General features: G+C 49.0%; 2 protein-coding genes. Both read right to left on the reverse strand.

The window, feature by feature from the left end:
- Nucleotides 1-17: 17 nt before the first annotated feature.
- Complete coding sequence (locus DF182_RS22590; protein ID WP_113618056.1) at nucleotides 18-12,068, reverse strand: LysM peptidoglycan-binding domain-containing protein; 12,051 nt, start codon at nucleotides 12,066-12,068, stop codon at nucleotides 18-20.
- A 39-nt stretch (nucleotides 12,069-12,107) separates the two neighbouring features.
- Nucleotides 12,108-15,515: a hypothetical protein gene (locus DF182_RS22595; RefSeq protein ID WP_113618057.1), complete on the reverse strand. Its 3,408-nt coding sequence runs from the start codon at nucleotides 15,513-15,515 to the stop codon at nucleotides 12,108-12,110.
- Nucleotides 15,516-15,597: the final 82 nt, after the last annotated feature.

The raw sequence follows: 15,597 nt of genomic DNA on the forward strand, positions 1-15,597 counted from the left end.
GAAGGTCCGTTACCAACTCAGGAGGGCCAGTCAGTGACATCATTCAGCGATAAAAACAACCCACCCATTCTTAGCAACGGCAATGTCCGCACTGTTGCAACATCTTCATTCAGATTAGAGAAGACAGACAGTTTAAAGAACAATACACCGTTGATGATATCGGGCTGATGTGTCTGTGCCCATAGTTTGATACTATTGGTCCAGTTATCGATCATCACGTCGAGCGATTTAAACGTATCATTGCCGGCCTGCGGTATTACGCGGATGGTTTGCAAGGGCTGCATCACTACGGGCAGCTGCACGCCCGACAGTTCGTTGATATCGTTGTTCAGCTGATATGCGTAGCTGCAGCTCATCAGGAAACTGAGCAGGTCCTGTTTGTTGTTTTTCAGGAGTACGTCAAACAAGGACTTCAGCTGGCCTTTAAGCGTAGTCTTTTGTTTGCTGCCGGTAGCGGTGGCAATGTCTACTGCAAGATTGTATTCCAATAATGGATTAAAGATATCGGTAAAGCCTACTTCACCGGTGGTGTAAATGAAATCGGGAGCTGTAGGACGGCCTGGCACCAGCTCGTTATTACGTTTCATTTCAGCGACTGTACGAATATTCTGTTTGGCAAACAGATTCAGTAACGGCAGCTGTACAATACGGGCGCTGATCGTTTGACCAGTGGCAGCATCCAGCGGTTTTCCATTGGCTTCAAAATAATAGCTGATGCTATCCGGTGATGAATCACCGGTGTATATCCGGGTTGTAAAGCCTGGTATCATCACTTTGGGGTTATCCATACCAGAAGCCGGCAGGCCGGTGATGGTGACCACCAGTATATCCGTATAGGTGTCAACTGTACCGGTACCCTCCTGCAACCGGAACTGGTATACTTCGGTGGCACTATACAGCACACCTTGTGCATTAAAGATCGACAGGCCATTGTCAGAAGCTGCCTGTATGATCCGGCCGGTCATCGTATTAAAGGATTTCAGCGCAACAGCAGAACGCTGGAAGGCAGTAACATCCGTGGTGGCGGCATCTATCTTCATCAGCACATCAGAAAATACAACCGCTATCTGTGGGTAAACGGTAATAAATTCCGCCAGTTCAGCAAAGGCATCCAGCATGGCAGCGAGCCGGCTCTGATTATCTTCTATGACATTAAAACTAATGGTGAAGAATATTTCATCCTGAGGGTAGTGGAAGTTCCGGGAATAGTGAATATTATAACTCCAGAAGAGAATATCACTCAGGTCTGTATTATTTTTCACCAGATAGTCTCCCGTTTGGTCGGTCATCGCCGGCGCTACAGGGAAGGCTCGTAATATCATGGGTACCCTTGCGGTGCCCAGGTCGGCCTGTAGGCTGGCCGGAGTATTCATGAAGTTGAGCCAGCTGGATGCGCGATAGTCTGCAATGTTCGGCAGATAAGCAATCTGATGCTCTATGGAACTACCGGAGAATACCGTATCCAGATCGATGTAGGATATTACGGCTCCTGCATCATTCCGGATGAGCTGTGGCGCTGTAACCAGGAATGGTAATGGAACGGCATTACTGTTTTTGAGGTTCAACCTTGCGGAGGTGATATTAATACCTTCGGTACGATGGCTCACATCAATCTCATTGGTTACCACTGTATCTTTCCGGGGCATTAAATCATCGCCGTTGGTATCGAGGTAAGGCGGCAGTACATTGACCATCGTTTCACCAACGATTGGCTCTGCAGCTAACACCAATACTACTACCTGTGCGTTGCCTGGATCTACCATGGCGGAATTAACGGTTATTCCGCTTACCACATATTTAGCAGGGTTGGTGGCGTAGGATGGATCAGGAACTTCAGAGAAGAACAACAGCAGCTTCTTCGGATCTTCCGCACTTTTAACGGCACCGAGCAAACGGAATACCTGTATCACATTACCCATCAGTGATGGTGTGGCTGCGGCGCCGGCACTTACAGGCATAGTAAGCGGACCGGTGATGACAGCTCCTCCTGCACTGGTGTAGGTGGATTTTACAGATAACTGTGTATTGCCAGCCACAGGCTGCGCGCTTAACTGCAGCGCTACAAACTGTGCGTTCTGCGTATCTGCTGTTGCTGTTACTACCTTGATGCCGCCCGTCAGTTGATAGTTGGATATATCTTCTGCTACCGTTTTACCGATGTCGCTTGTAAATTGTACAAGGATGGTATTGGTTGTTTTCGGATCGATGTTTACGAAGAAGAGGCGGAAGTCACCGGCTACTACTGTCGCAGCATATTGAACACCGGCTTTCACGGTATACGCATTACTTAACCTTACCAGCAGCTGCTGCCGGAATGCTTCCTGTATCTCCAGCTGGCTACCGGATTCTCCATCAAAGACAAAGGTCATCCATGATTTTACCAGGTTTGCCAGGGCTGATTTGTTGTCCAGCATGGTCTGCAGGAAGGTCGCCTGCTGCTGATTGTCTACCAGCTGTATCGCTGCCACATATTCTGATGTCAGCAGATTATCTATATCTCCGAAAACGCTCTGGGTCCATACATCCATATCAATGCCGGCAAAGTCCAGCGTTCTGTCTGGCGGGGCATTGAAGTCGATTCCCTTGTCGGGGTTGAAGTCCCATATGGGTACCGCCTTTCTGGTCTGGAGTTGTGTAGACACCGGTTTAGGTGCGAAGAGCAGCGGTGGCGTTTTTTGATTGATGGAGTAGGAGATGCTGGTATCCTTGTTCAGGCCAAGTCTTACTACCCACAACTGGTTGCCGGCAGCGTTGGTGAGACTGGCTTCCCGGTCAGTACCTGCGGCCACTTTGAGTTGATATACACCTGTCTGCTGCATGGTGGCTTCGAAGCTCGCTGCAAATTCAGCGAGGCCTGCAGCCATGTCGCCGGCTTTACCTGCAAACGGTGACAGCACACTGCTCACCAGCCGGATATTACCGGTAGTAGAGAGATCGCCCATTACTACGCCGCCGGTGCGTTCAATAGTAAAGCTGAGCTGCAAAGGATAGGTTTCTGCTTTGTTCAGCTTACTGGTGTTCATCGGCAACAGGATGTTGTGTGTAGCGGAAGGAGGAGCTACATTCGTCTGTGCCTGTGCGCGGTCATTGACAAACTTCCAGATGTCTGCAAGCCATCCATCTACCAGTGATGTGACGTCGCCGGTACCTAGGTCAAACACTTCTTCCGTCATGCTGGTGATCACACGGTAACGGATACCCGCAGGGTCGGTGAGCTGATACCACAGCTGGGTGTAGGTTTGCAGATCTCCCGCTGCCTTGTCACGGATGGAAGACGTGGAAGCGCCTGCATCGGAAGGATGGAAGAAAGTGGCTGTACCCTGGAAAGTAAGCTGACTGCTTTGGTCGGTGATATTGTTGATGCTGAGCTGGATCGGTGTTTTTTCAGGGATGTTGCTCACGGTGAGAGTAACAGTCACTAGGTCTGTGTCCAGTACGGCACTCACGACTGTAATGCCATGATCCAGCTGGTAGTTATCTTTTGTTTCGGCAGATACTTTATTCAGCGGTTGTGTAAACACCGCTTTGATAATGGTGCTGCTGGTGGCTGATGCGCTGATCATGCCCTGGTATACAGTGGCATCGAATGTCAGCGCCAACAGGATTGCAGGCTGTGAGGTGTTGGGGACCTTCTGCACATTGTATACTGATGATACAGACGGCCATTGGGTTAATGCCAGCAGGGCATCATTGTAGCCTGTGATCACCGGTGGCCGGTTTAATGGTGTGGCGGCGCCGGCAGCAGGATTGGAAAGTTCGGTGATGAGCCGGTTACCATACAGGTCCTGCCATGCAAAATCTATCTGAAGCAGATAGCCCAAACCTTTATAGGGGCTCTGGCTGGCATCCGGGAGGTCTGCAGCCCGGTTGGCCATCGCCTTTTTGGTGAACTGACTGTAAGGTACCTGTACATTAAACAACCAGTCCTCTCCTTCAGCCAGCAGTCTGGGTGTTCTTACCTTAGAGAGTGTTTGCTGTTCATCCTGTGGCGTAGCCGGATTGGCAGGTAAGCCCAGCTTGCTCTCCCCAAAATATACGTTGTCGTATACCTGGTAAGACAACAGGCTGAACATATTCAGCAGGAAGGTCTTGCCGTAGTCCGGTGCATTAAGATTGTCCGGAATATCCGCTGGTTTGGGCCTTACAGCCTGCCAGCTGATCACGCCCTGTGGTACTGTGGAGGAGGTGATGAATGGACCACTGTTGATTTTTACCTGCTGGTTGTCTGCAAACAGACCTGCTACATCACTGTTGCTGTTAGCCAGGGAAGTAAGGTTTACGCCATACTTGTGAACGATATCAGCCAGGGTCATATTGATATTGACTGAAACAGTGATGGCGGGCAGATAAATGGCCGTATACATGGGCAGCGGGTCCGGCCAGTTTTGCTGGGCTGGGTTGGCTGCCTTGATAGCATCCACCGTAGTACCGAAGAAAGCGGCAATAGAGCTCAGGCTGCCGCCGGGTGCATCAGGCCCTACTTCATAGGTGCCTGCTGTTACCTGGATCTGGATGCGCTGTCTTAATAACAGCCGGTCATTGTCTTTCGCTAATGTTGCTGCATTGGCGTAATAGGCCTGAGACAGCAGTGCCAGCGTCTGTACGTTGTCTGCAGCGATGCTGAGATTGGCTACCGGGTTTGCTTCTGCGTACAATACAGCCCTGTTGGGATCGATGCTTTGTGTGGTCACCACGGCATTCATATAATTGGTGACCGTATTCTGTGTGTTGGTATCCGCTTCTTTTTCGTATAGTACTATCAGTGATAATGAGGCTTCTCCCTTGTCATTGAAGATCCTGTCCGGCAGGCCGCTGTTATTATCGCTGTTATAGTAATACAGATAGAACCCGCCGGCCCTGGTAATGGAAGCTTCCCATAACAACCGGATAAAGCCTGTTTTATCATTCAGCAACGTCATGTTGTCGCCGGGGGCCAGACTCAGTTTGCGGGTGAGCAGTGTTGTATCCGGCCGGGTATCAGTAGACAGGTTTACCTGTGCCAGCCCCATGGTGATGGCGCCGGCATTGTCTGTTTGTATACCGTTGGCCGTAGTGCTATTGGGGTCTGCATTATAGGCGAGTATCAGAGAATGGATCTTTTGATTGTTGTTACCGATACCACTTACGATACGCTCGAGTATATTGGCGCTGCTGCCATCGGCACCCATTACCTCATAGGTAGTCTGGGTAGCAGGGGCTGCTATGTTGACTGGTACCTGTTTCACAGTAAAGGCTACTACAGATGCATATCCATATGCTGTCAGTGGTGTGTCTACCATGCCTCTCAGCGCATCATTATATTCGCCAACCTTCATGGTTATCCGGGGATTTATTTTTCGTGTATCCGGGTCCGGTAGTTCCATCAGTGGGTCGGGCATCATCCATAACTGCATACCTGGTGTGCCCGGAGGCTGTATGCTATAAGGCATGCTGAAAAGAGAGGCGGCACTCCATACAATTTCGGTGGTAAACGACCAGGTGGCTTTTTTCGTGTTGAACATGCCTTCCGTGCCGTTAAACACCATGCCTGTCTGCAGTTTATTGGCAACAGCATAATTTTTAACCAGCGTTATCTGCTTGGCTTCATCGCTGTTAGGTTTGATGGAGATGGTCAGTTTTTGCGGATCTGTTCCGGTGAAGCTGACCCAGTCAACACCATTCTTCAGCATGCTGATATCAAATGCATCGGTGCTGTTGAGGCCAGGGATAGGGAATTGCTGGCCTGTCAATGCATAAAGGCCTGCAAAGTCCGGCAGTTGGTAACTGCCCTGGTTTCCGCTAACCCACATACCTTTTTTCTCCGGCGTGATACCACTGGTGGGCAGACGTAAACCGGCCATATAATACCTCGATGTCATACCGGACAACTGCTGTAAACCGCGGGTATCCTGTATTTCCTGCAGCAGATCACCCACCTTATAGCGTGTGAGATTGGCGATGTCGAGAGTAGGTGTTGTGCTGCTGTCGAACAGGGCCACTATCTGGCTGTTGGCTGCCGGAGCGGCCAGCAGAGCAGGGTCCAGGTGGAACTTAGCGGCAATGCTTTGCAGTGTATCGCCGGCCTGGGTATTATAGGTAAAGTCCGGCAGAAGCAGCGTGGCCACTGGTAAAGGCAGATCAGCCAGACCAGGGACACCGCCTTTGCTGATAAGATCTGAAGTAGAAACCTTCATCGAGGCCGCAACCGTGTTGAGCGACTGGCTGGGCAATACTACATAAGGATCTTTACCGGGATAGCTGATCACTACACCGGGATTTAAAGTATTGTCGATAGCCTGATTAAGTGTGGCCAGCGCGGTACCGGTGAAGGAAGCGGCGAAGTTACTGTTGCCGGCAATACTGTTGAATGTATCTTTCGCCTGCACCAGATAAGTGGCTCCGCTGATGACGATTTTTTTGTTTGCATTCAGCACTACGGTGTTGTTGTCTGCAAACAGTTCTTCTACGGTGAAAGACTCGCTACCGGAAAGACCGGCACCTCTGTTGATCGTATTGATAATATCCTGTACCGATTGGGTATCCTTCAGTAAATATTTGAATTCCTGTAGTGAATCAATGGCTGTCTGAATGATCTGTCTGGAGATCATCAGGAAATAATCATTAAATACGAAGCTGCCCATAGATGGACTGTTGGCGTCATTCAGCGCCAGCAAGGCTGTCCGGTCGCTTTCCTTCCTGGCGTTTACTGCCAGCTGGTCGAAGTAGTTGCGCAGGAATTTACGGTAGTCGGAAGATGTTTTGTTGTATTCTTCAAACGTATAGCTTAATTCCGGATAGCTGCTGCCATAAGCGGGCAGGGAAAGTTTCATGTCAGGCGCCAGCGGGAAGTAGGTCGCATCTGTTTCCTGGTTGCCTGTAGCAGGAGATATTTCCATGTTGAACCGGCTCTTCAGGAAATAACTGATATCATCATTACTGAAGGCGGCAGTGGTATCAGGATCATTCAGAATAGCCAGCACCTGCTGCAGATCGGTCGTGTGGATGAGTAGCTCATCTACTTGTTCCGGTGATACAGGGGTCGGCTGCATGGCTGCTACTACCCAGCGGAAGACCATCTTTGCCAGTGTTTCAAAAGAAGTGTCTCCGGCAGCGGCGGCAACCTTGGTTTCTCTTTCAGGTCCTGGTACTGACTGGATAAACAGCATGGCTACGTAACAAGCCAGTTGCTGTGATACCTGGCTCGCCTGATCACCGGCCATAGTAAGGCCCAGCCCCAGATAAGCAGTCAGCTTATAAGGAACAGTGGCGGCTGTGAGATTACGCCAGTTAAGGGTAACCACACTTTGCAACATGCGGGCCTGACGTACACGGATACGGCGGTTGGCCAGCAACACAGCACCATTGGTGGTTGCAATACGCCATGGCGGAGTGCCACCAATACCTTTAACCTTAACGGTCTGAGATATTTTCGCGGAGAAGCTGAAGCTGATCTTGATTTTGAAGAGACCAAGATTGATGGATATAGATACCGAGATCTCCACTGATGCTGAAAGATTCAGCACAATATCTTCGTAGGGTGCAAAGGTGAAAGATGCCAGTATACGGATGTCTACGTTTACTTCCGCTTTGATGATGGCAAAGTCCACGGTACCGAACAACTTACCGATAATGCCTACGGTACCGGTTACCTTAAAGTAATAACTGGTTTCCAGCTGATCGGTGGTGCCACCTCCTGCGGTAAGGCTGTATGGGTTGAATTTGGCCAGCAGGCCTTCCACGATAGCCACGAGTGTGAGACTAAATCCTGCTTTCAGGATACCGGCATCAAAGCTATATCCCAGCCCGAACTGTATACCGAAGCCAAATACCAGTACAGGGTTGAAGGTACCGTCATCGGTTTTGGGTACCCTGTTGGTAGTGGCGCTGGACAGTTTCCCGAAATAGATACCCACAGAACCCATCACGGGAATGGGTATACCGATGGGCGTCCAGATGAGCGCCTGGAAGGAAAAGGAACGGGAGAAATCGGCTTTCCACGGAAAACCAAGATCTACCTGAAAATCACCATTGGTATAATATTCTATGCCGAATATAGGTAGTGTGATATTGAACTGCCCCATGCGGATAAAACGCATCTTATCCGGCAGGGCTATTTCGGCCTTGTATAATCCGATGGTATCCGTCACCTTTTTGTACATGATCTGGAAGTCCAGACCCTGGAACACTTTGGCGGCTTCACCATCGAGTTTGATCCTCAGTGCGTACAGGTTGGGATCATTGAAGATGATCTGCATGGTGAGCAGATAACCGGTTTTGGCGGGTGGGGCGCCGTTATCTTTTTTGTCATCGCCAAAACGCAGAATGCCGAAGTCCATACCGGTGATCCAGGAGCTATTGGCATCAAGGGTTACCGGCGGAATGGTGATGTTATTATTATCGGGTGTGGGCAGTTTTTTCATGCAGTCAATGGCCATCTGGACATTCTCTGCTGTAGCAAAACAGGGAAGTGTAACATGTTGCCCCATGGCAAGGAGGCGCAGGTCGAGGTATTTGTTGCCCTGTCCTTGCGGCGCCGGTGTGGTTTCCGGGCGGGCAGCATCCCAGCCGAGTGGTTTTTTGGGGTCGTCCTGCCAGCGGAAAGAGCCTGTGAGCTCTACAATCACACCATTATCTTCGGGTTTGGGCTGATTGGATTTATAGGTCACCTTAATCGCTTCAATTCTGGCGAAGCCCATTTCAATAGGACCAATGTTTACATTGATGCCGACTTGTTTGTCCGTGAAATTGTATTCGAGCGACAGGTTGTTGAGCGGTATGGCATTGAGGATATTCCAGGGGGAGCTGAGGCTGAAGGTAGAGCCGGTAGCCCATCCTATCATCAGTTCCACGATACTGCCGATGGAGGTGGATTCTGTAAACGAAAGGGTGGCTATCTGTTTTCCGTTCTTATCTTCGATCTTGCCTTCCAGTCTGCCCCAGCGGATACCATAGGAGGTATAACCGGGTTTGAAATTATAGAATACCGTGAGAGCGATGTTCTGCCATTTGACTTCAGCGCTGAGGGCGCCGAAGTAACCGATGTCTTCCGGTTTTGGGCCCCCGTTGTAACCAGCTGTCAGTATCAGGTTGATGTCTATATCGAGACCGGGAATACGTATAGGCGTGGCCGTTTTCCCGGTGAACATCCAGGAATTGGTGATGGTGGCAATGGTGATACCCAGTCCGTTGATGGCGATATCAAACTGGCTGGTATCCGGCTTCCAGGCTGGTGGCAGGTAAAAGGTAAACAGTTCTATCAGGCTGATTTGTCCGGCCGTTTGTGTAGCAGTAAATGTCCAGCCTTTACCAGTACCCAGATAGGCGGCGGCAACAGTCAGCGCGGTTTCGCTGGCGGTGCCGGGAAGTATTGTGATAGCTCCGCCGAACTTACCGGTGATATCGGTGGTTTTCTGATTGCTGACAGCCAGGGCCATGGCGGAGGCAGCGCTGTCGTTGTCTATCAGCTGGGAAACGGCGGATATGGAAAAAGCCAGTTGTGTGATGGTGAAAATATCGACACCTGCCACCGGGATAGTCCAGTTGGCAGCCACGCCCATCGCAAAATTGTAGGATCCTGCAGGCTGGTCCAGTCCGAATGATAATTCTATAATGGCGATATCTCTGATGGATGCCGGTAATGCTGTTGCAAAGTCTTCTCCAAGGTATTCGGCGATAATGGTTTTAATGGCAATGGGTTTACTATCGGGGGCTATCTGTCCGGTAATCCTTACGGGCGGGAATCTGGCATCTACCGTTACGGTTCCATCTCCAATGCCAAATTGGCCTCCAAGCCCGTAACGGGTCTTTCTTGTTTTTAGATTACCCGGGTTGGATATCCCTATGTTCATCGACATTTTCTGCAGTTCCACACCAGGCACCAGTTTCCAGGTAGCAGTATCGGGAGTGGAAGCCCCTATGGAAATATCTTCCAGGGTATTGGTTTTGTAGTTATATTGAAAACCGAGGTTGGTCAGTTTGATCGCTGTAATGGCAGCCAGCTGGGTGGGTAATAAAGCACGCAGGTTGATACCTCCAACAAACTGGAAGATATCATTGAGGTCGGGCATATCATCCGCAAATACGGTCTGCATTGTCCAGACATCTTTTTGAGACGGGATATCGAGTGATATCGTCATCGTAATCCCGGCTTTCAACGTAGTGCTTAATTTCCCCTGTGCAGGCAGGAGAGAGGTAGGGTCCAGCGTCATTTTGACGGTGGAGTTGTTGGGGAACTGGAACCACTGTGCACCGGAGAAACTGATACCAGGCATATGCATGGTAAGCACCATGACCAGTTCATCGTTGTTTTCTGTAAAAACAAAATCAACCTGTAGTCCGGGGATGGTAAAAGAGGATGTCTTGCCGTTCAGGGTTACTTCTGTTTGCGTATCGTTGATGGCAGACACGGCCTCGTTAACGATCACCGCATTTTTACTACTGGCTTTGAGTAACCAGTTGGTGAGGAATCCGGGGCCCAGCGCTGCCGGAAGGTTTACAGTGGTTTGTCCTTCCAGTTTGCCATATAGTTCAATCAGTTTGGCATTATCTGCTGCGAGCTGCATCGCGGTGGCAAGTATACTTTTTCTTCTGCCCAGCAGCTTCAGCACCATGTCCATCGCTAGTAAGAGTTTATCGTTCTTTACATTGTTAAAGAACTCTTTCAGTGCCTGGAAATAGATATCTGGTTCGTCATCAAAGGCGGCCACGATAATGTCGAAGATCTGTATCACCGGGAAAAAATCACCTGAATCCATTATCCATTGGGAGGGGCAGGTGAAAATAGCTGCAGCGGATTCTCGCCGGTTCCCAGCTCCTACAGATGACTCATCCCGTGAGAGGGGTAAGGTAGGATAATCAAACCTGATATCATCCTGTCCTTTCGAATATTTAAAAAACGGGCAGCCAAAATTAAACACAGTGGCTGCAGTAGCCTGCCCTTCCAAGAAGGGGGGAAAGGTAGACTTAAAAAAACAGTAATCGAAAAGTACCTGTGGCACTTTACCAAAATATATTATCAGCGTTTGACCGTTTTGCAAAGCGTTCACCCGTTGCTGCACCGTATTAAGATCAGGAATATTTTCTGGTCCTCCGAGAAAAAATACCCGTTGGCTGATACGGTATTGTGCGTGAAAGGCCTTGAAAGGTTGTGAGGGAGCGTCTGTTCCCTGTAGTAAATTCCAGTTTTGATCATTAACGAGATTTTGGCAGATGTTCCATTGTGTCAGTGATTCTTCCTGAAATAGCAGTAATACGCAAGGCAGCTGCACGGAAGGCATCAGATCCTGTGCATCCTGCGCAAACGAAATGGATGCACAGAGATTATATAGTGGTCCTGCACTTTCACCGAGGGTGCCGATGCCGTATACCGAACAAAGATTGAGTAAATTGTTATCGATCCTGCCAGCCAGGTATTGCACAATCTGCAGTTTCACCTGGTAGGGAGAGTTGTTTAATACCTGCAGATCAAAGGGCGACAGTGTGACAGGGGTTGGGCAAAAGTAGGAAGACCGATGTAGGTATACTCCTTGCTCCTGACCGTACACGTTTAATCGGGTGGCTTTTTGTGTATTTACATTTATAAACTCTTCCTCTCCCAAATACCAAAGGTATGGCTGTAACTGCATGAAGTATTGCACACGGCAGGCTTGTATGGCTGGTAGCTGGTCATGGCGTTCGTCTTCATCAAAACCACCTGTCAGCCCAAAAAAGATTTCCTGCGGGATATTGGTAATGACATCAATGACCTGTATGTTATTACTGTCGTTAGCTGACAGTAATTTAAATGGTTGGTCCAGCGCCACAAATTGCGGCATTAACAACTGCAATGTATCAATCAGTATTAGCCTTTCCTCTTCGCTACGGTAATACAGACAGAAACTATATAGTATGTTTTCACTATAGCTGACCAGTCTTTTTACAATATTCACACAGGTAGCCTGGTGCCCGAAATTGCGGCTGCCTGTAATGAGTATTCTTATTTCCTGTTGTTGATCAAGAAATGCTTCAATATCATCCAGCAATCCATCAAATATCTCCTGGTTGGAGTCCTCTGATGCGTCCGATAGGCTATCTATTTCTTCAGAAGTCATAGTTAACGATTTATAGTGTTAATCATGTCTGTATTAAAATTATGCTTTGGCATACATGGCGTACCAGCCCAATCCTGAGGCTTTTCCGCCGGCATCTGGGTTGCCGAAAAGATAAAACAGCGTATTGCCGTTGGGAGGTATCTTTAATAATCCCAGGAAACGTAAGGCGATATCTGTAAACAATAAAAGGAAGGATTCTTTGTCCAGGATATATAACAACCGTATCTGCCCGATCGACAGTTTCATCACATTCTGCAAACTGATCATCCTGGCTCCGCTTTCAGTACCTGGCAAAGAAATACCAATAGCCGTGTTGAATCCTGTATTGATCACACTATCAGGTGACCAAGCTACCAATAGCCAGGAGTTGAGATTGATCTTACCGGCCAGCTCACCGGGACTGCCCATGTTCAGTTTCATGCGTAGCCCCCACCAGGGTTTACCTGATACGCCGTTCATACGCAGGTCCGGCAGCACTTCCAGATAACCGCTTTCCTTGGGTGTGGCCTGATCTGTGCCAGCTACCAGTGAATCCAGGTCCAGCAACAGATTGTTGTATAAACTGTTTCTTCTGGCTGTACTCAAAGAAAGATCGAAGGCTATTTCCGAAGCATTAAACACCAGCGTGCTGATAGCAGGGTTGGCAGCTGCAAAAGTCATCAGCAGGCCAAGGTTGGAGAAATTAAGTCCTTTGCGCAACAGGTCCTGTTCCGGTAAATTTCCAAAGGAGAAAATGTCAAAAGGAGCACCCGTGTCCGGATCTTTGAGCGGATAATAATCAATGAAACCAGCTATCGAAAACCAGCAGGTGGTGATGGCATCGTTCCTGCCGGAACGGGTAGACATGGTAACGTTGTTGACTTCTATTTTTGAGATGATATTACTGTCGAGATAGAATGCATCATCACTGCGGCTGCTGAGGATATATAGCGGCACCCCGTTGGTGATCTGCATGGTGCCGGTGAGTAATACATTCCTGTATATGTTTTCGGGGTCGCGCATTCGGCTTACGGGCGAACCGAAAATTTTATTGAGAGTCAGCTGGGCATTGCTTTCGAAGCTCTTTACCGTTGTATTTTCAAACAGCACTTTTAATGATAACAGCCGGTAGTTATAGTCCTCATTGCTGGAAGGGGCAATGGTTTTTACCGGTTGTACATCCCGGAAATCGGGATCTACATAGTAGATCAGGCCGAATATAGAAGATGGTTTGTCTACTTCAGGGCCGTCAGTCCCTTTGCGGACGGGGCTGATATCTATTCCCAGGTGGTGTACATTAAAACCGGCAGGGTAAACAATCCCGGCCAGCATCCCGCTGAGGTTGACCGGTACATGGGTTACATCTACACGGAGAAACAGCACACCTGTCCAGCTATCAGATTGTGCGATGTCATTGAACCGTTTGAAATAAGGGTTACCGGTATTAGCGGCAGCCTTTTCGAAATAAGTTTGCAGCCATTGAGAAAGGATGGTCAGCTCAGCTTCGTCATCGTTGCCGGAGATGGTGGAGGGGATGGCGAAATCCCTGGCCTGTGTCCATTTCAGCGGATTAGCCACCAGGCTGTTCTCCGGTTTTTTAGCATCATATAATTTACCTTTACGGCCTTTGATGATGATCACGTTACGATAGTCGTTGTACCGCTGATTCAGGCCGGTATTGATCTTCATGCCCCAGTCGTTGATGCTCATATCATTCTGGAAATTGCCGGTATAACTGTTATTGGCAATAACGAGCATCACTTCGCTGGACTGAAAGGCCGTTACCAGCTGATCTGCCGGTTTTATGAAGGAGAGTGTGTATTTGATATTGTTGTCGATGTTCCAGCCCAGCAGGATCTCATTCCATTTGGGAGTACCGCGGCCTGGAATGGGTGTTATATCGACAATTATTCCATCGGGAGTGGTATCTTTTTTCTTATCCTCGCCGGGGTTACCTGGGGGCGCGGTACAACCGGCAATGATCTTTCTCCTCATCGGAGCTATGATTGTTTTTTCAATATCGTTGACGGTGGCTGCCGGCATGGTACTACCGGTCTGGATCATGCCAGCGTAAGGAAACATGGGGAAGAACGCTTTCTCACACGACATAAAATCAAATCCTGGTGCTGTGTGTCCCAGCAGGTCGTTGAACTGTGGTTCTATCAGCGCATCCATTCCATAGAATGCAGCACCATCGGGTTGGGAAACGTACATCAGTTTGTTGCCCGAGTTGTTGACGAGCATGGCCCAGGAAGTACGGAATTGTGTATTTAGCGGTGATTGGTTGAAGTCTGTCGGAGCTGCTACCGGAGAGGCAGAAGGGATCGGGAATACAGGAGCATAAGCCGGTTTGCGGGATAAGAAGCGTAGTACATCTCCTTTTTGACTGGTTGTTTGTGGTGTAAAGTTGAAAAACTCTGTGCCAGACATACCACAAAGCAGACAATGGTTGGAAGCGGTTTGCGTGGCCGGTATTGTAATGATGAAGTCTCCTTCCGGGCAGAGATGAAATTCATCGAAAGCATTAGCATTACGGTCACTCAGACTGAATACCAATCTCGCATTGTACGCAGCATTGGCAGGCGTACCCGGTATCAATACCAGAATTTGCCCGAATACGGTGGTAAAGTAGCTGGTTAAGGCAACATCCTGCTCCAGGAAGTTCTTACCGGTAAAGTCAAAAAATGTTCTTCGTGTGGGATAGGCTGTAGCGATGCTGCAATCTTCAGTATTGCAGGGATCAAATACTTCATTCCAGGTATCGGTAGCGTCCAGGGTGATATTAAACCCGATGTATTCGGTAGGTCCTATATTGGGGTTGGAAAAAGGCATCCATTCGGAGCGGGTTTTGGTGACCCCGTCTGATGGTATCAGCAGCTGGAATCCCCATTGCAGGTTAGTGAGCAGGGAGGTGCGTTCAATAAAACCAGTAAACTGTACACAGCCACGATAGCTTCCTATACAGGGTATGGCAGCATTCACTACTTTTTGCATCTGCGGGGTGCTGGGGCCGTCGAAGGCCAGCCGGCCGTTATCCAATAGGAGATTGTTGCCATCATCATCCGGCCTGATATTAACACCACTGCTGATCACAAAATTAAGGGAAGGCGTAAGAACGAGATTGACGGAGGTATCGAAGATTGCGGAGTTGCCGTTTGCCGTAAACCGGCCGTTATACACCACATCTACCAGCTGCATATCCGGTACCCAGAGAAACTGCCGTGTAGTGCCTACGATATTAAATATCTTCTCCAGGAACTTGTCAGCATCGTCTTTGTTTTTGAGATCAGGTCCTTTGGCACCTATTACAAAGGAGCCGGCCCAGCTGTTATTGGTGAGTGCCTCGCTGAGGCTGATCACGTCTTTATCTGGTGGGGTGTCTGGTGTGACAAAGGCCATGAAGCCCCTGTCGTTTGCTGCGTCAATGGCAACAAACAGTTTATCCGTCAGCGTTTTCCTGAAGTCCATCAGTATAAAAAATTGATATGTAGGGGGCTGTACAATAGTATGTACAGCCCCGGATTAGTTTTCATCAGGGGAATTTCCTGTC

The organism is Chitinophaga flava (assembly GCF_003308995.1).
Classification (GTDB): Bacteria; Bacteroidota; Bacteroidia; order Chitinophagales; family Chitinophagaceae; genus Chitinophaga; species Chitinophaga flava.